Origin of the sequence: Occallatibacter savannae, assembly GCF_003131205.1 — a bacterium.
Lineage (GTDB): Bacteria > Acidobacteriota > Terriglobia > Terriglobales > Acidobacteriaceae > Telmatobacter > Telmatobacter savannae.
Genome location: NZ_QFFY01000008.1, coordinates 110,044 through 132,344, shown reverse-complemented (window position 1 = coordinate 132,344; position 22,301 = coordinate 110,044). Strand labels below are relative to the sequence as shown.

Genomic DNA, 22,301 nt, shown 5'->3' with positions numbered 1-22,301 from the left:
TTTCTGGCGGTGAGAAGAGTTGTCAGAAGTCCAGCTTCACTCCCAATTGGATCTGTCGCTGGCTGTAGACGAAATTGGAATCGGCGTTGTTCACCGTTCCGAAGCCGAAGGCGTTGACGCCAGCGCCTTGCGCGGGCTGGTACACCAGCGTGTTGGCTGGCGTGGTGGACGTAGCGGTGGTGTTGATGGAGTACGCCGTTGCGCTCACGCCGGTCACGTTCTGGTGGTTGAGCACGTTGAACATCTCGCCGAGCAGCTCGATGGTGTACTTCTCGTTGATGCGCAGGTCCTTCTGCAGGCGGCAGTCGAGCACGGTGGTGTTCGGGTACTTGAACGTATTGCGGCCAAGCTGAAGCAGATAGCCTGAGCTGCCCGATCCATTCATGCCCGAACCGGCAGCCTTTTGATTGTTTGCGGTTCCCAGGGAGGGCTGGGTCCCGCTCACGCCCGCGGAGTAGGGCAGGCCGTTCTGCCACTGGTACACGGGATTGAGGTGCCATCCATCGGAGATGAAACGCGCCCAGTTGTGCGAGTTGCCGGGATACTGCAGCATGCCCCAGATCACGAGCCGATTGGGAACGTTGAAGTTGGAGTTGCCGTAGTTTGCGCGCGGGTTGGCGATGGGGTCGTACCAGTTGTTCGTCGTCGGAGATGTGCTCTGGTTCTGGTTGAAGTCGAGCGCGTGCGACCAGGTGTAGTTGGCGTCGAACTGCGCGTATTTGAAGCTGCGGTTCTGCACCTCGGCGATCATGCCGTTGTAGCTGGAGTTGACGTTGCTCATCACCTCGGTGACATAGCCGTAGCGCGTGTTCCTGTAGGCCTTGGAGTACACGGTCGACGCGATGCTGGTGCCGCATGCGAGCGGACCGCAGCCTGTGCCGGGATACTTGGGGTTCTCAAGAACGGTGAGCGTGGTCTGGTAGGTGGAGGCCGGGTCGAGGTTGATGTTGACGAAGTTGGGCAGCTTGCGACCCATCGAGCCCATATAGCTGACGGAGAAAAACGTCTTCTTCAAGAGTTCCTGCTGCACGGAGAGATCGAACTCCTCCACCTCGGGATTCTGGAAGTTCTTCGCGAAGAAATCGAGGCTGGGCGTCGCGAACTTACCCGCGCCGATGATCTGCGGGAAGACCGGAACGGTGCTGCTGGGGGTCGATCCGTAGACGGAAGGAATGGTGTACTGGCCATTGGGACTGCCGGCGGCTTCGTACGTGTTCAGGATGATGCCGTTCGGCATGCGTCCGTAGTAGAGACCGTAGCCGGCGTGGATCACCGTCTTGCCGGTTCCGAGGGGATCCCACGATAGGCCAACGCGCGGTCCGATGTTATTGTTGTCGACAGGCTGGTTTGTGATCTGCGCGTCTGCATCGGGGAAGGGCCCGCTGCCGTTCACTGCAATGTTGAGCAGGGAGGTGCTGATCAGTGACTGGAACGGAGCAGGAACCTGCTCGTTATCGTAACGGACGCCGAGGTTGAGCGTCAGGTGCGGGGTGAGCTTCCAGTCATCCTGCACGAAGAAGCCGTAGTCCACGGTGGTGAGGCTGAACTTCGGCGTGCCGAAGCCCTGCGTGAAGCCGTAGTAGCAGGGGTACTTCGTTCCGTTCGTGGAGAGGCCGGTCTCGGTGTAGCCGCTGTCGCAGGTACCGGACGGGTTCAGGATGTCGGCGAAGAAGTTGGAGAAGTACTGGTAGGTGTAGACACCGTTGCTTTGATAGAGATTGTTGATCGTGTCTTCGTTGCGCAGTACGTCGAGTCCGAACTTGATGGTGTGTCCCTTGTGAGTCCAGATTGCCGTGTCACCCACCTGGGTCTTCTTTTCTTCGGGATACGCGGTACGGAATGAGTAGTAGGGCGAGCCGGCTGTGAAGCCGTTGTTGCTCGACCCGCCGTAGAGGCTGAGCTGGATCGGAGTGCCGGTCGAGTTGGTCAGGTAGGTCTTCGTGAAGTCGCTGTAAGGCTGCTGGCCTTCCCAGTTGAGTTCGCGGCCATACTGCACGCGAAGTTCATTGCTGAAATTGCTCGAGAACATGCTGTCGAGCTTCACCAGGCCGTAGTCGAGCTTGACATAATCGGTACCGAAGGTGTCGATGGCGTAGTTGTTCGAAGCCTGCGTCTGCACACCGCCGGGCGAGTCCCAGCGCAAGCGATGCAAGAGAGCGCTGACATGCTGTGTGGGAGAAACCTGCCAGTCGATCTTCGGCGTGTTGAGCACCTCGTCGCCGGTGCGGGGAGTTGGCCCGAGGTCGTCGAGAAGACCAGGGGTCGTCAATCCCGTAACGCTCGAGACAGCTTTGCCAAAGAGAAGTTGATCGAATTTTGCCGCTGCACTCGCGTAGTGGGAGGCGTCTCCCGCTCCGTAGAGGCGGTAGGCGAGGGCGCACGCTTCGGCATTGCCCGGAGAACCGGATCCGCTGTACTTCGCGCTGACTGTGGTTACACCACTCTTGGTGGCGCTAGAGGTTGCGCAGGCGGCGCCAGAGGGCAGGCTCAGGTCGGCCCAGTAGTTGAAGAATGCTGACGGACTGGATGGCTTTGCAAGGCCGGGGAAGTTCCGCTTGAACTGGTCGTAGGCGTAGAACCAGAAAAGGCGGTTCTCAATCAGCTTGCCACCTGCGCCGAAGCCCCAGCGCTTGCGCCAGTCGATGGGGCGGTAGGGGCTGTTCGGGAAGGTCGGCGTGCCGCCACCAGATGGGAGCGAAACGCGCGTAATGGTCGTGAATGGATTCAGCGCGCCCCACGCGTTATCGCGATCGTAGAAGTACGCCTGACCGTGCAGTTGATTCGATCCGCTCTTCGTGACTGCGTTCAGAACGCCTCCGGCAGACCGGCCATACTCAGCCGAATAGACGCCGGTGTTCACCTGGAACTCTGCGATGGCGATCTGCGAGGTCGAGTAGCCGGCGCGGGTGCGCCCGCGCTCCTCTGAGAAGAAGGCCTGGTTGTTGTCGGCGCCATCGATCTCAATATTGTTGAGAATGGGGCTGATGCCGCGGAAGGAGATGAGCCCGAATCCGTTCGAGTCAGAGGCTGCTCCGGGAGTGAGGAGTGCGAGATTTGACCAGCGCCCGCCGTTCAGCGGCAGGTTCACGATCTCCTGCGTGGTCAGGGTGGAGGAGACTTCAGGGGATTCAAACTGAATCACAGGAGCGACACCGGTCACTTCGACGGATTCCTGTGCGCCGCCGGCTTTCAGTTCAGGGTGCAGTTCCGTCAATGAGCCGACCGTGACCGGAACGAGCTTCGCCTCGTAGTTGCCGAATCCGCTGGCGCTGATGATGACCGTGTACGTGCCCGGAGGCACGAGCGGCGCTTTGAAGTAGCCGCTTGCATCGGCAACGACTTTGAATTCAGCGCTCGTTGCGTCGTTGTGCATCGTGACCGCGGCGCCGGGAACTACCGCGCCGCTGGCATCTACAACCGTACCCGCAATGGCGCCCTGCGTCGTGCTCTGCGCTGCCGCAACAACGGAGAACAAAGCGAAACAAAACAGGCACACCGCGAGCCACTTGAATCTCGAAATCAATTGAGCAGACATGGATCAGGCACTCCTGCGACAAGGGGAAATCACAAAGCAGGAAAGGTTCTGTGAGCCTGAGCACAACCGGGAAGAAGATTTTGTGAATCCGACGGATAGAACCGGGAGGGGAGGGGCGGCGGGTGCGACAGGAGCAGGTGCTTTCGGTTGTGGCACTTAGAAAAGAGATTGGGCTGGCCCTGGTCTTTTCTCGTTCGCCAGGCCAGCCCATTGGAGTGTGCAAATCTCGCTTGTTTAGTTCCCTTCCCGACCCGCCGGCCCGAGCACGGTGCGACCGGCCACTGTTCTCTGCAGAACCGAAGCACCGGCCGTGGTGCCAGAGCGAAGCAGGGTTACGGGCTGAGCCGCGGGCGCCTGATGCATCGTGACAATCAGCGCATCGGCAGGCTTCTTGCTCGCACAGATATAGGAGTGCGGGGTGCTCGAGTCGAAGTAGACCGCATCTCCCGCAGCGAGGGTGCAGTGATGCTCTCCGTGATGCAGATCGAGTTCGCCATCCAGGACGTAGAGGAACTCGTAACCCGGATGCATGTGGGCGCGCGCCTCTTTCGATTTTTCCAGGGGAATGAATTGCGCGAAGTAGGGGTCCATACTGCGATCGGGAACCATGTAGCCCAGGCTCTCGAAGAAGTACGTCGGTTCGTCCACACCGGTCTGCGGCAGGCGAACCCGATCCTTGCGTCGATGGACGCGAAACATCGATTGCGGTTCCGTCTCGAAGAAGTAGGAAAGGTCCTTCGAGAAGACCATCGCGATTCGCGCCAGGTTGCGGAGCGTCGGCACAACGCGCCCCGTTTCAAGTTGCGACAGGAAACTTGCGGAAAGGCCGGTATGCTTTCCGAGTTCGACGAGCCCCATCGATTTTTTCAGCCGCAAGCGTTTGATCCGTTCGCCGATGTGTTTTTCAGCGATGAACTTTTCCGTAGTCTCGGTATCAACTTGCGACTTCTGCGTTTCTTCTATTCGAGCTGCCGCCTCGGTCATTTTCCGCCCTCCAAGGCTGGTCGGAGCTGTTTTGCCCCGATCAAAACCTGTTCCTATCCTACTAAACTCATCTGGTATTAATCAATCTGGTCAAATTTCCTGTTCAAGGGAAGAACGAAGATTCTGCAAATATGGATTTAAGAGCCACCTCACGCGTGATCCTCAGCGGCGCTTCGGGCATGCTGGGCAGCGCGGTCCGGCGGGCGCTGGACGCGAACGGAATTCCGACCCTGCAACTGGTCAGACGGAACAAGACGGCTGAAGGAGAGCTTCAGTGGGATCCGAACTCCGATCCGGCCATCCCGAATCCCGGCCCTCTGGAGGGTGCGAGAGCGGCCGTCCACCTCTCTGGAGCCAATGTCAGCGCGCATCGCTGGACCGATAACTATAAGCGGGAGATGATCGCGAGCCGGGTCGACTCGACACGGCGCCTTGCAACGGCTCTGGCTGGGCTGAAACAGCACCCGGCCACTCTCGTCACGGCGTCGGCGATCGGCATTTACGGAGATCGGGGAGACGAAGTGCTCGACGAGGCGTCACGAGCGGGGGATGGTTTCCTCGCGAGCCTCTGCCGGCAGTGGGAAGCGGCAGCCGAACCCGCGGAGCAGGCGGGTATCCGAGTGGTGCATTTGCGCTTTGGCGTCGTGCTCGGACCGGGAGAGGGCGCGCTTAAGCAGATGCTGCCGCCCTTCAAGCTCGGGCTCGGCGCACGCATCGGCAATGGCCGGCAGTGGATGAGCTGGGTGGGGCTGAAAGATGTGGTTGCGGCGGTGCTGTTCGCGCTGGATCACCCCGAACTCGCAGGCCCGGTGAATGTGACAGCGCCGAATCCAGTTACGAATGCCGAGTTCACCCGCGCGCTGGGACGGCAGTTGCACAGGCCGGCTTTTCTTTTTGTGCCGCCAGTTGCCATGAAGCTGCTCTTCGGGCAGATGGCGGAGGAAGCGCTCCTTGCCAGCGCGCGCGTAGAGCCGACCAAGTTACGCAACGCAGGATTTCACTTTTCCGAGCCGAATCTGGATCAGGCGCTCGGTGCGGCGCTAAAGAAGTGATCCGCCTACGCCGGAGGCTTCGGCGCGACAAGCGCGGCGCACCAAGTGATTTGGTTCTGAAGAAGAGCTAGCGGCGGCCTTGAATGACCCGGCCGGTCGAAGCCGTCACGCTACCTTTCTTTTTAGCTGCGCGCTTCACGGCCAGATCATGCATCTCCTGCCCGAGCTTTGACTTGTTGATCGACACCTGCATGATGAGGCTGATGATGTTGCCGGTGATCCAGTAAAGCGCAAGACCTGATGCGAAGTGCCACAGCGTGAAGCCCATGATGGCCGGCATCATGATGGCCATCATGCGCCGCTGAGTCGGGTCCATGCCGGGTGCGGGGGTGATGAACTGCACCAGAAACATGGTTCCGATAATCAGGATGGGCAGGATGTGCAGCGGGTCGGGCATGGAGAGATCGTGCAGCCAGAACCAGTGCGCCTGCCGCAGTTCCACGGCGTTGAGCAGCACGCGGTAATAAGCGAAGAAGAGCGGCATCTGCAGCAGGAGCGGAAGGCAGCCGCCGTACATATTGACGCCCTCTTCGCGCATGATCTGCATCTGCTCGTTCTGCATCTCGGCGCGCTTGGGGTCGTTAATCTTGAGGTTGTTGTATTTCTTCTTCACCGCGTCGAGCCGCGGCTGAATCCGCATCATTTTGAGCGACGATTTCATCGACCAGATGCGGGTGGGCAGCAGGATCACGTTGAAGATGACGGTGACGATGATGATGGCCCAGCCCCAGTTGTTGGCTCCCGGACCGAGCAGATTGCGCAGCCAACGGAGCGCGACGTAGAGAGGCTTGGCGATCACTCCCCACCAGCCGTACTGGATCAGCGAGCCGAGCGACTCTCCGGTCGGATGTCCTTCGGAGCCCATGGCGTGGACGGAGTTGAGGATGTCGGTTTCCTTCGGCCCGGCATAGATGCGAACGTTGGTGTCGCCGCTCTGATCGCCCAGGGCGAGGCCGATTACGTCGGCCGGCTTCTTGGCGCTGTTCGGGTCGGAAAGATCGCTGGGCAGATCTATGGAGTTGTGAAACGTGACGAGCGTGGTGCGCTGCGGCACGTCGGGCAGGAATGCGGCCGCGAAGTAGAGGTCCATCAGCGCGGCGTACTCGTAGGGCTGATCGATCGTGGCGTTGCCGCTAACCTTTCTTACCGCCTGGGTGTCCTGCTTACCGTCAATGGACCAGGCAAATTGCGAATCGGTATGCGTGGCGAAGGTGGTGCGCTTACCCGCTGCGGCGAGGAACTCTTCCATGTCGCCGAGGCCGGCGGGCCATGCCACCAAGGCACGGACCGGCTGGCCATTTCGCTTGACCTCGACGTGTGCGCTGACGACGTACGTGGTGTTGAAGCTGAAGGTCTTAACAACATCCAGGCCGCCGGATGCGTAGTGGAAGCTGACAGAATTGGGCGCCAGAACCTGCCCTGTCGTAGAAGGCTGATAGAGCGCCGTATTCAGCTGAGCGGTCAAACCGCTGTCGTAGGTGTAGAGCGAGAGCGGAAGACCAAAGCGTGCCGCGGCCTGCTCCTGCACCATGTCGAGCGGCTTGCCGGTGGAATCGGTGAAGCCCTTCAGAATCCAGTGCTGGACCTGGGCGCCCTTGTTCGTAAAGGTGATGCGGAACTTTTCGTTCTCGATGGTGGTGGTGGTTTCAGAGGCAGCGCCAACCTGCGATGCGGTAGCAGGCGCATCCTGATTTGCGGGCGTCGTTCCTGAAGCGCCCGATGCGGACGCGCTGGCTGCTGTCTGCTGGGACTGCTGCGCTTGCTGGACCTGCTGGTTCTGCGCAGGAGAAGCAGCCTCGGGCTTCTTGAACCACTGGAATGCCATCACGCCGACGAGCACAAGACCCATCAGGAGGATCATGCTGCGGGAGTCGCCACCTGGCGCGCTGCCTCCGCCGGGCCCCTGAGAGTCGAGGTTAGGATTGCGAATTTCGGGCAAAGAATTTTTCCTGTCGTTGAGGAGTGGCGCGCCGTTCGCAATTTCCCGGTGCGAGATCGCTGTCCGGGATGGTGAGGCTCGCCTCTCGTTCTATGGTAAAGGCTTGTGCGGCAGATGTTCGGCCGTGCTGCCGTTTGATTTCGTTTGTTTCGAGATGGGCGGTACCGGATCCAGCCCGCCGCGACAGAATGGGTGGCATCGGAGCAGACGCCAGATGGCAAGGGCGCTGCCCTTGAGCGGGCCATGCGTGGCGATGGCGATGGTTGCGTACTCCGAGCAGGTGGGCACAAAACGGCATCCGCCGCCTCCGCCCGAGGCGTGGAGCGCCGGGGAGATCCAGCGTCGATAGAACGCGAGCAGAGCCAGGAGAATGCGTGTCATCGGACAGGCTCGGCCTGGGCAAGCGTCTGAGCTGCGGTTGTGGTGGCGCGAGCGCGTTCGGCATTGGCCTGCTGAAGAATACGCACAACCTCGGCTTCCAGTTTCGTAAATTCCAGGGTGAGCACGATGCGCTGAGGATGAAAGATCAGGTCGCATCCGACGGGAAGCAGGTCGAGGTGCTTGCGCAGAACTTCGCGCATCCGGCGCTTGATCCGGTTGCGTTCGTGCGCTTTGCCGAGCACTTTGCCGGCAGTGAGACCCACGCGGGGAGCGGACGGCTCCGCCTGAGGCGCGAGGAACCAGCTCATCGATGCGGAACGGCGTTTTCGGCTTGCCTCGTAAGCGCGCTGGTAGTCGGCGTGCTTGCGGAGGCGATTCGCGGACATAGACGCACGACCGGGCTGCTGCACAGCAGAGGTTGCGGTGCGCGGCTCAGCCTGGGAAGGTGCGTTCATGGCAATGCGGGAGGGATTCCGGCCGGAAGTATCGTGCTGTTCTTGCTGCTCCAGCCGAAACAGAACGGCGGGGAAACCTAGTCGCGATAACCGGCGCTGACTGCGACGCGCTTGCGTCCGATGGCACGGCGACGGCTCAGCACGGCGGCTCCCGACTTGGTCTTCATCCGCGAGCGGAACCCGTGGGTCTTTGAGCGGCTACGCCGGTTGGGTTGAAATGTGCGCTTGGGCATGGAATTGCGCTCCGTTTCCTGTCTAAAATCTTGGCCTCGACGGCAAGTACTAAGTATATCGAAGGTTGGGCTTTGAATCCAGTGGGAGCCGAATCCGGCGGTAATGGCGGATTGCGCGTACGCAAGTTGCCCTGGTCCGACCCGAACTGAACGAAGTCCGCTGGGGTGAATCGGCATGATGGCAATTGTTTCTTCGCACAGGGCGACTTAGATCTCGCGAATCGATCTACGCAAGTTGAAAGTCGACGAAACTTGCGACAAGGTACGTCGCGAATCCGACGAAACAAGTACGACCACGCGCGCGGTCGGCAGCATCCAAAGTTTTCAGATCGACGACAGAAATCAGCGATGAAATTTTCGACTCAGCGCGCGAATTTCCGTTCGTCTGTGACGTGTTTCACCGTGCTTGGTGCAAGTCTCACAGCACTCCGAAAACTTATGTGAAAGAGTGATTGCAACACCCCCCAGATGTGCTACCATCGGGACCGTTCAAGAAAGTTTCCGAGCGTCCCACGGAGTGAATTTCAACCCGTGTCCCGCAGTGTTTCTAGCGAGACAGTTCAACGGCCATAGGTAATTCTCAGCAGTCGCACGCGGCATGGATTCACAGCCATCCGCAGCGTGAGCCATTGCCTCAACCGTCCGGTTTGAAGTCACACGGCAGTAGACAGGTGGCGCCGATAAGGATCCGCTCGATGTCATTCGCTATTTCGCCGGCTTCGGCTCTTAATCCATGGCTGCAGATTCTCGCTGCACTCGAGAAGAAAGTAATTCGCCAGTCGTTCGAGACCTGGCTAAAGCCGACGCGTTTCAGCCACGCCAATGGACGTATTCTTTTTGTCCGCGTTCCTTCCAAAGAGTTCCAGCACATCGGGGATAAATACAGCGACCTGATTCAGGAAGCGATCGATTCGCAGTCGCTTGAATTTGACGACGTGCAGTTCGTCACTGCGGAAGAAGATCCCACCGCTCCGCCTCCGCGCAAGGATGGCGGGTTCGGCCCCCTTCCCGCGCACTCTCCTATCGCGCCCGCGTCGCGCTCACCCGAGCAGACGCGCTTCGACTGGTCGACAGCTGCACAGCTGAATCCGCGTTACACGTTCGACGCCTTCGTCATCGGCAATGGCAATCAGTTTGCACGCGCAGCTTCACTCGCTGTCGCTGAGCGGCCTTCGCGCGCCTACAATCCGCTCTTCCTGTATGGCGGCGTGGGAATGGGCAAGACCCACCTGATGCACGCCATCGGCCACGAGGTGAAACGCAGGACGCCTTCGGCGAGCATCTGCTACGTCTCCGCGGAAAAATTTACAAATGAGATGATCACCTCGCTGCGCAACGATCGCATGACCAGCTTCCGCGATCGCTTCCGCACCGTCGACGTTCTGCTCATTGACGACATCCAGTTCATCGCGCAGAAAGAGCGCACGCAGGAAGAGTTCTTCCATACGTTCAATGCCCTGCACGAAAGCATGAAGCAGATCGTCATCGCTTCGGACCGTCCGCCAAAGGAACTGGCCGAGATCGAAGACCGGCTCCGGTCGCGCTTTGAGTGGGGATTGATCGCAGACATTCAGCCGCCCGATCTCGAGACCAAGGTTGCGATTCTGCAGAAGAAGGCGGAGAGCGAGCAGGTTCAGCTTCCGACGGACGTCGCGCTCTTCATCGCGTCAAACGTTCGCACCAACGTGCGCGAACTCGAAGGCGCCATGACGCGGCTCGTCGCATGGTGCAATCTGAACCACACCGAGATCACGCTGGCCACCACGCAGCAGTGCTTGAAGCAGTACATCGACATGCAGGTGCGCAAGATCACGATTGAGTCGATCCAGCGCGCCGTGGCCGAGCAGTTCGGCATGAAGGTCGCCGACCTGAAGCAGAAGAACAATTCGCGCAACGTTGTCGTGCCCCGACAGATCGCCATGTACCTGGCCAAGCAGATGACCGAAGCCAGCCTGCCGGAAATTGGACGCCAGTTCGGCAACAAGCACCACACCACCGTGATGCACTCGATCGGCAAGATTGACGAGCAGCGCCGGACAGACAAGGACCTGCACAGGACGTTGAACAAGCTGCAGGAGATGCTCAACGGATAAGGGGTAAGTGGTCAGTGGTTAGTGATCAGAGAGGCCGCGCGATGCGCGGCCTTTTCATGTTCACCCAGTGCTCAAAGGTATCACTGAGAATTGATCTCGGATTGCAGGCTGAGTGCCGGGAAGGATAAGTGATTCCTAAGTTGCAAACTCGGTCAGGCTCAGCACGTTTCCGTCGAGGTCTTTGAACCAGGCGATGCGGGCGCCGCTGGGGGAGTTCCAGATGCCATGCGGATCGGAATCGTTCATGCCGGGGTAGCGTTCGAACGCCACGCCTGCGGCAACCAGTCTGTCGATCGTGGCTTCGACGTCGGAAACTCGCCAGCCGAGGATCGTGAAAGGCTGCGGCTTCAACTCATGCACTGTCGTCACGCGCAGCATCGTCCCATTCGCGTCAAACTCCAGCGCGAATGGCGCATGGTCTGCGACAAGTCGCAGACCAAGAATGCCTTCGTAAAACGCACGCGCTTTTGCGGGATCGGTGGTGGGAGCGAAGGCGATTAGGTCACTCCCACCAAGAATAGATTCTGCCATCTCCTGCCTCCGCCCGCATTCTTCATGCGCGGTACGCGCAGAGGCAAGAGAATTGTTGATGAACAGCCGAGTTCGCCTGCGGGTCTAGGCTCCCTGGACGACAAGGTCCTGCGCGAGCTTGAAGTGCACGATCGACTCCGCCGGAATCTCGAGGTCGCGGTTTCCGGTCATCGCAGCGCCTGCGGTGCCCGCGCCTCCGCCGGCGAGGCCGCCGATCAGCATGCCCTTTCCACCGCCGGCCAGTCCGCCGATCAGCATGCCGAGTCCGGCGCCGCCGCCAATCATGGCCGCCGAGCGCTTACCCTTGCCCTTCTTCGTCTGCGTGAGGTCCGCCGTCCGGAGTTGGAGTTCCCTGCCGTTCAACGTCATTGTGGTCAGGCGCAGTTCCAGCACCGAGGCGCCCTTCACACGCCCGCGTGCGTGCGATGCGTCAACCACGCCGCTCACCCGCGTTCCCTTGGGCACTACGGCAACGCCGCTGGGATCGAGCACGGGATCGACGACTTCGCCGGTGAACGTATCGCCTGCGCGGTTTGTCTTCACGCTGATGTGCTGGTCGACACGGACTGCGAGATTGGTTCCGGCCTGGATGGTGATTTTGACGGGACCGCTCGGGGATGTTCTGCCTGCTGCGGAAGGGCCTGCGGCAGGACCGGCGCCCTGCTCATCTGCCTGCGCCTGGTTTGGATCGCCGCCGAGCGGCATCACCTTCGGATCTTGCGGCGGAGGTACCGGACCGCCCGGAGGCGGAGGCGTGGTGGTCGTCGCGACCGCTCCCGCGCTCTGGCCCTTTGCCGGTGGCTGGACCACGGCCGTGGTGGTGGTTCCCGTCTTGTCTACAGCGACGACCTGCTGGGGCTGGCCGGTGGAGGCCGCCTGCTGCTTGGCCTGGTCGATGGCCTTGTCCATCTTCGATTGGCATGCGGTGAGCATGACGGCGAAGCCAAGCGCCAGCATCGGCGTCTTTCCGCGGCGCAAAAAGTCTTTTGAAAACATTCGTGTCCTCTTTCGATCGAAAGGTTGCGGAGCCCAAGGCAATCAGGGAGTGCAGCTTTGAATATCTATTTACTTGAAACTAGTAGAAGAGAAGACGGCGCAATTGCGCAACGGTACCGAAGAGACGTTCAGATCTGAACTTCTGCAAAAACCGGAGGTTAGCGCGACATCAAATCGACAAACATTTTCTGGAATCGCGGCAAGTCGAGATCGAGCTGGGCGTGCACGAGGCGGACTCCGGTCTGCGGCTTGAGCTTCTCGTCCCACGTGAGCGTGTCTCCATAGGTCGGGCCTCGACTCAGATCGACGTCCATATAGAGGAGCTTTTCCTTCGTGACCAATGTCGGATCGAGCCAAGCGCACGCAGCGAACTCGTCCCACATGTAGTAGCGATTCTCGCTCCATGCCGCGACGTATTTTGACGTGGGGGAGTTGGACCTGGCGATGTGCTGCAGCATCTGCTCGGTGAACGGGGCCTTGATAGAGACGTCCACAGTTGTCACGTCGATGCGGGGCCACGCGGCACGAAGCACGATGTGCGCCGCCTCGGGGTCGAACCAGAAATTGAATTCGTGACGCGGATTGGTGGCAAACTCCGGGTCGTCTGTCTGCGGATTGAGGCTGCCACCCATGAGAACGATGCCCTTGGTGAGCGACGCAAATTCCGGGTCGACGGAGATTGCGAGAGCGATGTTGGTCAGCGGCCCGGCTGCGTAAATCGTCACCTCGTGCGGATGCGCGCGAACCTGCCGCACGAGAAAGTGCGCCGCGTCCTCTTCGATTGCGGCGAGCTTCGGCATGCCTTCGGGCAGTGGCGGAATATCGTAGGGGCCGTGCGCATCGGTTTTGTCGGGAGTGAACGGAGTGACTTTGCCGTCTTTTTCGACGAGGGTGGTCGGGCCGGCGCCCCATGCGCCCAGCCAGGTCACCTTGCCATCGAGCGCTGCAGTGAGCTGCGTCTCGCGCTGCGTGCGCACCAGCGGAAAGACCGCTCCTTTCGCTACAGGAACGCGCGTGTGGCCAGTGAGCTCGAGCATGCGCAGAGTGTGCAGGGTCTCTTCGTCGCGCCAGGCATTTCCGGTCACCATCGTGATGCCGAGGACTTCGACCTCCGGGGCCTGCAGCAGAGAGAGGATCGCCATCTGGTTCGACCCACCCGGGCCGGAACCGTCCTGATCGATCAGCACGAGCCGCTTCTGCGCAGAGCACACGAGTGCTACGGATGCCATCAGCACACAAATTGCAGTCTTCATTGCTGGCTATTGTGGCATACCGCCTGCGGGCGGATGCACTATCGCCGCGGTCCGCGATCGCGCCCGAATCCGCGCGGCCTCATGGGAGGCGCGACGGGCAGGTGCGTTTTGCCCTCGGGATACACGACCAGGAATCGATCCTGTCCCTCGCCGGAACTTGCCGTCTCAACACCCTGCAGGTCTTTGAAAGCCATGTGCAGCAGACGGCGCTCGCGGCTGTTCTGCGGAGGGAACGCATACGGCACGCCCGATTTGCGCACCTTTTCGGCGGCCATCTCGGCAGACATGCGCAGCTCCTGCGCCCGCAGGGCCTTGAAGTTGCCGGCATCGAAGCTGACGAGGTCGTGCTCGCGCTGCTCGAGGCGCAGCATCTGCGCCGCAATCGTTTCGAGCGCGCGGAGAAGCTCTCCGTTATGCTGCGTCAGCAACTGCGTGTCGGGACCGCCCAGCTCAACATAGATCACCCGCGCTTCGAGCCCCTGCGGGTCGTGCGCTCCGTCTCCCGCGGTGATGCGATACTTCAAACGCATTCCGCCGAGCTTGTTGAGGGAACCGATGAAATTGGCGATTTTCTGGGCAGCCTGCTGCAGGTCGTCGATGGGCATAACGGAACAGTATCGCAGAGAGGGGCGGGGTTGTGCCTCCGCATTGTGATTGATTCAGAGTCTCTCAAATTCAAAGGCGCAGGAAGCGATTCACCGCAGGCGTCGACCTACTCAGTGCGGACCAGCGGGGTCAGATACTCGGGGCCGATAGGGTCTTTGACTGACTCGGCCACGATCCGATCGATCTCCGCCATCGAATCCGCATCGAGCTTCCAGCCCATAACGCCTGAGATTGCGTCCAGCTGATCCGGCCTTTTGGCGCCCCACAGCGCAACGGAAACACCCGGCCTGTCCAGCACCCACCGGGCCGCCAGTTCGATGAGCGACTTCCCAAATCGCTCGCGAGCAAACTCGGTGAGCCGCTCCACCGCTGTCATGTACTGGCTAAAACGCGGCTCCTGAAACTTGGGATCTACCGCGCGAATGTCTCCGGGCTCGAATCTGATGCCGCGATGCACACGCCCGCCCAGCAGGCTCCGGCAGAGCGAACTATACGTCAGCACCGCGATGTTGTTTGCCGCGCACCACGGCAGGATCTCGGCATCGATCTCGCGCTCGAAGATGTTGTAGGGAGGCTGATCGGAAGCGAGCGGCGTCACGCGCCGGAACGCCTCCATCTGGGGCAAATTGAAATTGCTCACGCCCAGCGCGCGCACTTTTCCAGCAGCGACGAACTCGGCGAGGACGCCCGCGACCTCTTCGACAGGGATCAGCGTATCGGGCCAATGTACCTGGTAGAGGTCAATGTAGTTGGTCCCCAGGCGGCGCAGGCTGTCTTCCAGTTCGCGCCGCAGCCGTTCCGGCGTCGAATTGGCGAAGACGCCCCTGCTGTTCCAGTCGAGACCGGCCTTGGCTGCAATGTAAAACGCCTCGCGCCGGCCATGCTGCTGCATAGCCTTGCCGATCAGTTCTTCTGCCCTGCCGCGGCCGTAGATGGGCGCTGTGTCGATGAGATTAACGCCACGTTCAACTGCGCTCAGAATGGTCGCAATGGCTGCTTCGTCCGATACCGCACCCCACTCCGTTCCGCCTATAGCCCATGTTCCGAGGCCTATCCTTGATACTTCAACGCCTGCAACACTCGTCATTTCCATGCAGGAACATCTTAAGCGCGCCGCTCTGGTGCTGAACTTAACTCACCCCGGTTACATCCAAGACTCAGGAGAAATTAAGCTTTAACCGATATGCTGTTTTGCGTGACCAAGGGACGTGTATTGTCGTCGCTTCTGCCGGCCGGTCTGGCTCTAGGACTGGCAATGAGTACGGCGGCAATGTCGCAGACAACGGTACAGGCGGATCAACAGCCGACACCAACGGCGGCCGTATCTCCGGTTGTTATCACGTTGCAGGAGGCGATCAAGCGCGCGCAGGCCAGCGAGCCGAACTATGCCAACTCCGTGGCGAGCGCGCGCGTAGCCGGCCTCGACAAATCGATCGCACGGGCAGGGCTGCTGCCCTCAGCGCGGTTCAACGGCCAGGGCCTCTATGTCCAGCCGAATGGTCTGCGCGAAGTAGGCGGCGAAGGCGTCGTGAATACCAACCCCAAATTCGTCTCCGCCGACGCGAGACCGCGGGAGTACGTGGCCCAGGGTGTGGTTGAAGAGAGCATTGGACTGGGACCAATCGCTGCGCTGCGCACAGCGAACGCCGCGGATGCTGTGGCGAAGGCGGAGCTTGAGATCGCACGGCGCGGTCTGGTAGAGACGGTGACTGGCTTATATTACGGAGTTGCCTCCGCCGATCACAAGCTGTCGATCGCGCAGCAGGCGGCCACAGAAGCTGCAGACTTCACAAAACTGACCAGCCAGCGCGAACAGGCTCGCGAAGCAGCGCACGCAGATACGATCAAGGCACAGCTTCAGCAGCAGCAGCGCGACCGCGAGCTCTCTGACGCGAAATTGAATGCAGAGAAGGCGCGGCTCGAGCTCGGCGTTCTTCTCTTTTCCGATCCGCGCACGCCGTACAACATCAGTATTTCCGACGCCCCCGCCGCGCTCGCAAGCCGGGAAGAGGTGAACGGACTTGCTTCGAAAAACAACGCCGAATTGAAGAGTGCATTGGCGACGCTGAACGCCAGCAGTGCCGATGTGCTGACGGCCCAGGCTGCTTATCTGCCCACCATCGGCTTGAATTACACCTACGGAATCGACGCGAACGAGTTTGCGGCTCGCGGTCCTCTCACGCCAGAGGGCATTCGCACGCACAATCTGGGCTACTCTGCCGCAGTCACGGTGAACCTTCCCGTATGGGACTGGCTTGCCACCGAGCACAAGGTGAAGCAGAGCGAGATTAAACGCGACGCGGCAAAGATCGCGCTGACCGCAACGCAGCGACGCACCATCGCGCAACTGGATGAGTCCTATGCCGAAGCGCAGGCCGCGCGGGCCCAGCTCGCGTCTCTCGATGAAAGTGTGGCCATTGCCGCTGAGAGCCTCCGCCTCACCAAGCTTCGCTACACCGGCGGCGAGGCCACAGTTCTTGAAGTTGTCGATGCGCAAGCGGCGTACATCAGCGCGCAGAACGCACGCGAAGACGGACGCGTCCGCTTTGAAACGGCCCTTGCACAGTTGCAAACTCTGACCGGAACGATGTGAGCTCATGAACGAAAAGCCCTTCAACCGCCGTCTCATCGTGAATTGCACGCTGCTTGCTGCGGCGCTCTCTGCCGTACTCGCTTTTTCAGGATGCAAGAAGGAAGAGACACCCGCGCCTGAGGTTACGGTGCAGGCCGAACATCCGGAGCAGGGTGCGATCTCCGAGCACATCACGGCAGACGCGATTCTGGCGCCGCTTGCGCAGGCCGCCATTCAGCCCAAGATTGCCGCACCCGTCAAGAAGTTCTACGTGCAGCGCGGCGCGAAGGTGAAAGAGGGCCAACTGCTCGCGGTGCTTGAGAACGCTGACCTGGTTGGCGGCGCGCAGGACAACAAGGGCGCGTACGAGGCCGCGCAGGCCGCCTATGCGACTGCCACAAAGGCGCAGGTTCCTGAAGATGTACAGAAGGCGCAACTCGACCTCGCGCAGGCAAAGGCCAATCTCGATCTGAACACCAGCATCGTCAACAACCGCAAACAGCTTTTCGCGCAGGGCGCCATTCCCGGCCGCGATCTGGATACGGCGCAGGCCGCGCTGGTGCAGGCGCAGGCCGCATACGAGACGGCGTCGAAACATCTCGAGTCGATGCAAAACGTAAATCGCGATGCCGAACTCAAAACGGCGCAGGGCAACCTGACATCCGCGGAGGGCAAGTACAAGGCGGCCGCAGCGCAGGTGAGCTTCACCGAGATCCGCAGCCCGATCAACGGCGTCGTGACGGATCGGCCGCTCTATGCCGGAGAGACTCCAGCCGGCGGCGCACCGGTGATTACGGTGATGGACACCTCGTCTCTGCTCGCAAAAACCCACATCGCGCAGAGCCTCGCGCAACAGATGAAGCTCGGCGATGACGCGACGATCGCGGTGCCCGGCATCGCCGATCCCGTTCCGGCAAAAGTGGCGCTGATCAGCCCTGCGCTCGACGCCGGCAGCACGACCATCGAAATCTGGCTTAAGACCGACAACAAAAAGGGAGCGCTGAAGGTCGGCACGCCGGTTAAGGTCTCCATCACAGGGCACACCGTTGAGAACGCGCTGAAGGTTCCGGTCTCCGCAATCCTCACCGGGGATGATGGAGCAAAGTCTGTCATGGTCGTCGGTTCGGACGGTACCGCGCAGAAGAAGCCTGTGCAGACCGGCATTCAGGACGGAGACGACATCCAGGTCACGCAGGGCGTGACTACAGCCGACATGGTCATCACGAGCGGCTCCTACGGTCTCGATAAGGGCACAAAGGTCAAGGTCGGCAAGCCCGACGAAGACGAGGACAAGCCCGGGGCCGATAAGGGAGGCGACAAGGACTGATGTCGATCGCCACCCAGACACCGGTAGCGCCAAACGACTCCTTCTGGCTGACGCGCTTCACGCGACCCATCTTTTTCTTCGCGGCTGTGCTCACGATTGCGGGAATCTACGCGGCGCTGCAGGTGCCGATCTCTGTCTTCCCGGAGACAAATTTCCCGCGCGTTGTGATCGGCATTGATAACGGCGTGATGCCGGTTGAGCAGATGGAAGTGACCATCACGCGGCCGATTGAGAATGCGGTGAACTCGGTTCCCGGCTTGACGACGGTTCGCTCCACCACCAGTCGCGGATCAGCCGAGGTGAGTCTCTTCTTCGACTGGAACGTCGATATGTATCGTGAGCTTCAGCTCACCGACGCTGCGCTGAGCAAAGTCGCAAAGGATCTTCCTGCAACCGCGCGCATCACGACGAATCGGCTCACCTTCGCGACGTTCCCGATCCTGGGTTACAGCCTCACCTCCGACACCGTCCCGCAGACCCGTCTCTGGGAACTCGCCACCTACGAGCTGAAGCCGCCGTTGAATCGCGTGGAAGGCGTGAGCACGGTGATCGTGCAGGGCGGGCAAACGCCGGAGTATCACGTAACGCCGAACCTGCAGTTACTCGCGGCCGATGGTGTTACGGTGACCGATCTGGTCAACGCTATCCAGGCCTCGAACATCATCGATTCGCCGGGTCTCTATGAAGCGAATCACCAGCTGATCCTGGGCCTGGTCGGCGCGCAGGTGCACGACGAAGAGCAACTGCGGCAGCTTGTAGTGAAGACGACTCCAGCAGGAGCCCCGGTGCACGTGGCCGATGTTGCGAGCGTGGAGCTTTCAACGTTGCCGGTCTACACGACGGTTACATCGAATGGAAAGCCCGCTGTCCTTATCACGATCGCCCGGCAGCCGGCGTCGAACACAGTCGCGGTAGCCAATGCGGTAGACGCCGAGATCGCTCAGCTTCGGCAGAAGCTGCCTCCCGGCGTAAAGCTTGAGCCCTTCTACGATCAGTCGCAACTGGTGCGCGACAGCATCGCCAGCGTGCGCGACGCGATCTTCATCGGGCTAATTCTCGCCTGCATCATCCTGTTCCTGTTTCTCCGCGACTGGAGTTCTTCCCTCGTTGCGGGGATGGTCATCCCGGTCACCGTTGCGGTGACAATCCTCGTCCTCTGGGCCATCGGACAAAGCTTCAACCTGATGACGCTCGGCGGCCTAGCCGCTGCCATCGGCCTCGTGATTGATGACGCGATCGTGGTTGTCGAGAACATCGTGATGCATCGCGATAACGGGGAGCCCCGCGCCAGCGCCGTACGCAAAGCTCTGAGCGAGATCACCGTCCCGCTTATCGGATCCACGATCACGCCGGTCGTAGTCTTCCTGCCGCTCATCTCCGTCAGCGGAGTAACAGGCACCTTCTTCCGCGCGCTGGCGATCACCATGGCAGCGGCCCTGCTGACCTCGCTCATGCTTGCATTGACGTGGACCCCGGGCCTGAGCCTGGTCATTCTGCGGGATCGTCGTGGAGAAAATGCCGAAAGCAAGGATCACACAGCAGGGCGCCTGCTCTCCGGCGTGTTGAGCGCCCATAAGCGCGTGCTCGATTGGGCGCTGGCAAAGCCGATCTGGCTGGGCCTCGCCTGCCTTTTGCTGGTGATTGGAACCTACGTTGGTTATCGCTTTCTCGGCTCCGACCTGCTGCCGGAGATGGATGAAGGCGGCTTCATCCTCGACTACATCATGCCCGCAGGGAGTTCGCTGACCGAGACCAACCGCGTTCTCCAGCATGTCGAACGCATACTGCGCGAGCAGCCTGAGGTCGAAAGCACATCGCGCCGCACCGGCCTGCAGATGGGGCTTGCTGCTGTCACTGAGGCCAATACAGGCGACTTTACGGTGAAGCTCAAGTCCAAACGCAGCCGCGGCATCGACGAGATCATCGACGACGTGCGAAGTGAGATCAAAAGAACCGAACCCGAACTGGACGTCGACTTCCCCCAGGTGCTGCAGGACATGATCGGGGATCTCTCAAACGCACCCGAACCTATTCAGATCAAAATCTTCGCTGAAGACGAGGCGCTCCTCACGCAACTCGGTCCGCGCGTCGGTAGTGCAATCGAGAAGATCCCGGGCGTAGTCGACGTGAAAAACGGCATCGAGGACACGATCAGCGGCCCTGCAACCAGCTTCCAGGTAGACCCGACTGTCGCCGCACGGCTTGGCTTCACACCCACCGAGGTCGCTGAAGACGCAACTTCAATTCTTGATGGTCTTCCCACAAACGATCCGCTGATCGCGAACGGCCGTCCCTACACCATTCGCGTGCGGCTGAGCGACGAACACCGGGCATCCCTGGATGCCATCCAGAACACAGTCTTCAACAGTGCATCGGGGCATACCGCCAGCCTCGGTTCGTTGGCAGCCATTCAGCAGATTCCGCCACAAAATGAAATTCGCCGGGAAAACCTTCAGCGCATGGTCGCGGTCACCGGCCGTCTGGAGGGCTCGGACCTTGGCAGTGCGATGAAGAACGTTCGGGAGACCGTCGACGGGTTGCACCTCCCCGCGTCCGTGCGGGTCACCTACGGCGGTACCTACGAAGAACAGCAGAAGTCATTCCACGATCTGCTGAAGGTCCTGATGCTGGCCCTCGCGCTGGTGTTTGGCGTGCTGCTTGCAGAGTTTCGAAACTTCCCTGCCCCGATTGCGATTCTGACGTCATCCGTTCTTTCGATCTCGGGCGTGATTCTGGCGCTGCTGATCACGCACACCACGTTCAATGTCGCGTCGTTCATGGGCATCATCATGGTCATCGGAATCGTAGCGAAGAACGGAATCCTGCTTCTCGATGCGGACGAGAAGTTCCGCGCTGAAGGCCTCTCTGCCGCTGAGGCGATGATTCATGCAGCGCAGCGCCGGCTTCGCCCCATCGTGATGACGGCCATCGCCGCGGTCTGCGGCATGCTCCCGCTGGCTTTCGCGATAGGGGCGGGGTCGCAGATGCTGCAGCCGCTGGCAATCGCCGTGATCGGCGGACTCACGATCTCCATGGTGCTTAGCCTCGTCGTTACCCCGATCGTCTACTTCCTTCTGACGAAAAACCGAAAGGCTCAAGCAGAACTCGTTTGATGCTCGACCTGACCGGTGTTCTCTGATCTCTGTTCTGTCACAATGAAGCTATGCTTACCGAGCCCGTGAAGCTTACCCAGGCCGAAGCCCGCGTCCTCGGGTCTCTGATTGAAAAAGAGATCACCACGCCGGACTACTATCCGCTCTCGTTGAATGCGCTGATGAATGCATGCAATCAACGCTCGAATCGCGAGCCGATCATGAATCTCGATGAGGATGATCTTCGGCAGGCTCTGCATGGGTTGGAAGCGAAGCAGCTTGCGGGCCGTGCTCGATCGGCAGACGGCCGCGTGATGAAATACGAACACTGGCTCGGCGAAGCGTTCAACTTCAGCCGGGCCGAGACTGCGTTGATCTGCGTTCTGCTATTACGTGGGCCGCAGACGCCCGGCGAGCTTCGCGGCCGCACCGAACGCCTGCACGAGTTTACCGAGATCAGCGATGTGACGAACGGGCTGCAGAAGTTGATGGAACGCGAGCCACCGCTGGTCACGCTGCTGGCGCGCCAGCCCGGGGCACGCGAATCCCGCTATGCCCATTTGCTCTCGGGTCCGGTGGAGTCTTCGATCGCTGCCGACGGGGAGTCAGCGGCAGAAGAGCCTCAGTCAACGGCATCGAGCTACCAAGAGCGCATCGCGCAGCTCGAGTCGAATGTCGCAGAGCTGCAACGCGAAGTCGCAGCCCTGCGCGAAAAAGTTGAGAGCCTCTTTGGTTGAATCGGCTCAAGGAACCAGCTGACGACTGACAGCTGAAGACTGACAACTGAGAACTGTCTTCAGATCAGCTCGTATCCCGCGAACCAGTAGCCGATTTCGAAGCTCGCCGTCTCCTCGGCGTCCGATCCGTGGATGGCATTTTCTCCGATCGACTTCGCATACTTCTTACGGATGGTGCCCTCTTCCGCGCTGGCCGGATTGGTTGCGCCCATCAGCTTGCGCAGATCGGCAATCGCATTCTCTTTTTCCAGGACCATGAGGAAGATCGGCCCCGACGACATGAAATTGCAAAGCTCGCCAAAGAACGGCCGCTCCTTGTGCACGTAGTAGAAGCCCTGCGCCTGTTCTTTTGAGATCGACTGCTTGCGAATGGTGACGATCTTGAATCCGGCCTTTTCGATATCGGCCAAAACCGCCGCCGCGTGACCGTTCTTCACCGCGTCAGGCTTGATGATGCTGAAAGTGCGCTGCGCCACTCAATGACTCCTCAGTATTGGTTTTATCCCATCCAATAT

Annotated in this window: 18 protein-coding genes; 6 read left to right on the top strand and 12 right to left on the bottom strand. The window is 60.4% G+C overall.

All coding sequences use genetic code 11. The features are described 5' to 3' along the window. Nucleotides 1-22: 22 nt before the first annotated feature. Together DHV10_RS24290 and DHV10_RS24285 are read right to left on the bottom strand one after the other, a co-directional pair. Nucleotides 23-3,535, bottom strand: coding sequence for a TonB-dependent receptor (locus DHV10_RS24290; protein WP_109489018.1), 3,513 nt, complete (start codon nucleotides 3,533-3,535; stop codon nucleotides 23-25). A gap of 234 nt (nucleotides 3,536-3,769) precedes the next feature. Beyond that, complete coding sequence (locus tag DHV10_RS24285) at nucleotides 3,770-4,519, bottom strand: helix-turn-helix domain-containing protein (RefSeq protein ID WP_109489017.1); 750 nt, start codon at nucleotides 4,517-4,519, stop codon at nucleotides 3,770-3,772. A gap of 131 nt (nucleotides 4,520-4,650) precedes the next feature. On the opposite strand from DHV10_RS24285, the gene DHV10_RS24280 reads away from it, so the two are divergent. Next, nucleotides 4,651-5,571 (top strand): TIGR01777 family oxidoreductase, encoded by a 921-nt coding sequence (locus DHV10_RS24280; protein ID WP_109489016.1) that lies wholly within the window; start codon nucleotides 4,651-4,653, stop codon nucleotides 5,569-5,571. Nucleotides 5,572-5,638: 67 nt separating this feature from the next. Here the strand turns inward: DHV10_RS24280 and yidC are convergent, their stop codons facing one another. The 4 genes from yidC to rpmH all read right to left on the bottom strand — a co-directional run bounded on the left by yidC (nucleotide 5,639) and on the right by rpmH (nucleotide 8,579). Then, nucleotides 5,639-7,510: a membrane protein insertase YidC gene (gene yidC / locus DHV10_RS24275; protein ID WP_109489015.1), complete on the bottom strand. Its 1,872-nt coding sequence runs from the start codon at nucleotides 7,508-7,510 to the stop codon at nucleotides 5,639-5,641. A 90-nt stretch (nucleotides 7,511-7,600) separates the two neighbouring features. Beyond that, nucleotides 7,601-7,891 carry a membrane protein insertion efficiency factor YidD gene (gene yidD, locus DHV10_RS24270; RefSeq protein ID WP_204101519.1) on the bottom strand — a complete coding sequence of 97 codons (291 nt, stop codon included), beginning with the start codon at nucleotides 7,889-7,891 and terminating at the stop codon, nucleotides 7,601-7,603. Next, the gene (gene rnpA, locus DHV10_RS24265; RefSeq protein WP_239462024.1) at nucleotides 7,888-8,346 is read right to left on the bottom strand and encodes a ribonuclease P protein component; all 459 of its coding nucleotides are present in this window, start codon (nucleotides 8,344-8,346) and stop codon (nucleotides 7,888-7,890) included. Before rnpA ends, yidD begins: the two co-directional genes overlap by 4 nt. 77 nt (nucleotides 8,347-8,423) lie before the next feature. Beyond that, the gene (rpmH, locus tag DHV10_RS24260) at nucleotides 8,424-8,579 is read right to left on the bottom strand and encodes a 50S ribosomal protein L34 (protein ID WP_109489012.1); all 156 of its coding nucleotides are present in this window, start codon (nucleotides 8,577-8,579) and stop codon (nucleotides 8,424-8,426) included. Between the two features lie 695 nt (nucleotides 8,580-9,274). Between rpmH and dnaA the strand changes: the two genes are divergently transcribed. Further along, a complete protein-coding gene (dnaA, locus tag DHV10_RS24255; protein WP_109489011.1) occupies nucleotides 9,275-10,672 on the top strand; it encodes a chromosomal replication initiator protein DnaA in 1,398 nt (465 codons plus the stop codon). Between the two features lie 135 nt (nucleotides 10,673-10,807). On the opposite strand, the gene DHV10_RS24250 is transcribed toward dnaA, so the two are convergent. The 5 genes from DHV10_RS24250 to DHV10_RS24230 form a co-directional block, all read right to left on the bottom strand. Then, entirely contained in the window at nucleotides 10,808-11,203 is a 396-nt protein-coding gene (locus DHV10_RS24250) for a VOC family protein (protein WP_239462023.1), read from the bottom strand. An 84-nt stretch (nucleotides 11,204-11,287) separates the two neighbouring features. Beyond that, on the bottom strand, nucleotides 11,288-12,199 hold the full coding sequence (locus tag DHV10_RS24245) for a hypothetical protein (RefSeq protein WP_239462022.1): 912 nt from the start codon (nucleotides 12,197-12,199) through the stop codon (nucleotides 11,288-11,290). 158 nt (nucleotides 12,200-12,357) lie between these two features. Further along, nucleotides 12,358-13,452, bottom strand: coding sequence for a nucleoside hydrolase (locus DHV10_RS24240; RefSeq protein WP_109489010.1), 1,095 nt, complete (start codon nucleotides 13,450-13,452; stop codon nucleotides 12,358-12,360). 38 nt (nucleotides 13,453-13,490) lie between these two features. Next, nucleotides 13,491-14,057 (bottom strand): Jag family protein, encoded by a 567-nt coding sequence (locus DHV10_RS24235; protein WP_109489009.1) that lies wholly within the window; start codon nucleotides 14,055-14,057, stop codon nucleotides 13,491-13,493. 107 nt (nucleotides 14,058-14,164) lie between these two features. Then, entirely contained in the window at nucleotides 14,165-15,151 is a 987-nt protein-coding gene (locus DHV10_RS24230; protein ID WP_109489008.1) for an aldo/keto reductase, read from the bottom strand. Between the two features lie 177 nt (nucleotides 15,152-15,328). Between DHV10_RS24230 and DHV10_RS24225 the strand changes: the two genes are divergently transcribed. From DHV10_RS24225 to DHV10_RS24210, 4 genes are read left to right on the top strand one after another with little or no spacing between them, the layout of a single operon-like run. Further along, a complete protein-coding gene (locus tag DHV10_RS24225; RefSeq protein ID WP_239462021.1) occupies nucleotides 15,329-16,651 on the top strand; it encodes a TolC family protein in 1,323 nt (440 codons plus the stop codon). A gap of 4 nt (nucleotides 16,652-16,655) precedes the next feature. Continuing rightward, the gene (locus DHV10_RS24220; protein ID WP_109489006.1) at nucleotides 16,656-17,957 is read left to right on the top strand and encodes an efflux RND transporter periplasmic adaptor subunit; all 1,302 of its coding nucleotides are present in this window, start codon (nucleotides 16,656-16,658) and stop codon (nucleotides 17,955-17,957) included. Then, a complete protein-coding gene (locus DHV10_RS24215) occupies nucleotides 17,957-21,070 on the top strand; it encodes an efflux RND transporter permease subunit (RefSeq protein WP_109489005.1) in 3,114 nt (1,037 codons plus the stop codon). Before DHV10_RS24220 ends, DHV10_RS24215 begins: the two co-directional genes overlap by 1 nt. Before the next feature lie 50 nt (nucleotides 21,071-21,120). Beyond that, a complete protein-coding gene (locus DHV10_RS24210) occupies nucleotides 21,121-21,786 on the top strand; it encodes a YceH family protein (protein ID WP_109489004.1) in 666 nt (221 codons plus the stop codon). Nucleotides 21,787-21,845: 59 nt separating this feature from the next. On the opposite strand, the gene ndk is transcribed toward DHV10_RS24210, so the two are convergent. After that, nucleotides 21,846-22,262 (bottom strand): nucleoside-diphosphate kinase, encoded by a 417-nt coding sequence (gene ndk, locus DHV10_RS24205; RefSeq protein WP_109489003.1) that lies wholly within the window; start codon nucleotides 22,260-22,262, stop codon nucleotides 21,846-21,848. Nucleotides 22,263-22,301 lie beyond the last annotated feature (39 nt).

Coding starts and splice junctions, on each gene's coding strand:
- DHV10_RS24290 (WP_109489018.1), bottom strand. CDS start 3,535: ATGTCTGCTCAATTGATTTCGAGATTCAAGTGGCTCGCGGTGTGCCTG.
- DHV10_RS24285 (WP_109489017.1), bottom strand. CDS start 4,519: ATGACCGAGGCGGCAGCTCGAATAGAAGAAACGCAGAAGTCGCAAGTT.
- DHV10_RS24280 (WP_109489016.1), top strand. CDS start 4,651: ATGGATTTAAGAGCCACCTCACGCGTGATCCTCAGCGGCGCTTCGGGC.
- yidD (WP_204101519.1), bottom strand. CDS start 7,891: ATGACACGCATTCTCCTGGCTCTGCTCGCGTTCTATCGACGCTGGATC.
- rnpA (WP_239462024.1), bottom strand. CDS start 8,346: ATGAACGCACCTTCCCAGGCTGAGCCGCGCACCGCAACCTCTGCTGTG.
- rpmH (WP_109489012.1), bottom strand. CDS start 8,579: ATGCCCAAGCGCACATTTCAACCCAACCGGCGTAGCCGCTCAAAGACC.
- dnaA (WP_109489011.1), top strand. CDS start 9,275: ATGTCATTCGCTATTTCGCCGGCTTCGGCTCTTAATCCATGGCTGCAG.
- DHV10_RS24250 (WP_239462023.1), bottom strand. CDS start 11,203: ATGGCAGAATCTATTCTTGGTGGGAGTGACCTAATCGCCTTCGCTCCC.
- DHV10_RS24245 (WP_239462022.1), bottom strand. CDS start 12,199: ATGTTTTCAAAAGACTTTTTGCGCCGCGGAAAGACGCCGATGCTGGCG.
- DHV10_RS24240 (WP_109489010.1), bottom strand. CDS start 13,452: ATGAAGACTGCAATTTGTGTGCTGATGGCATCCGTAGCACTCGTGTGC.
- DHV10_RS24235 (WP_109489009.1), bottom strand. CDS start 14,057: ATGCCCATCGACGACCTGCAGCAGGCTGCCCAGAAAATCGCCAATTTC.
- DHV10_RS24230 (WP_109489008.1), bottom strand. CDS start 15,151: ATGGAAATGACGAGTGTTGCAGGCGTTGAAGTATCAAGGATAGGCCTC.
- DHV10_RS24225 (WP_239462021.1), top strand. CDS start 15,329: ATGTCGCAGACAACGGTACAGGCGGATCAACAGCCGACACCAACGGCG.
- DHV10_RS24220 (WP_109489006.1), top strand. CDS start 16,656: ATGAACGAAAAGCCCTTCAACCGCCGTCTCATCGTGAATTGCACGCTG.
- DHV10_RS24215 (WP_109489005.1), top strand. CDS start 17,957: ATGTCGATCGCCACCCAGACACCGGTAGCGCCAAACGACTCCTTCTGG.
- DHV10_RS24210 (WP_109489004.1), top strand. CDS start 21,121: ATGCTTACCGAGCCCGTGAAGCTTACCCAGGCCGAAGCCCGCGTCCTC.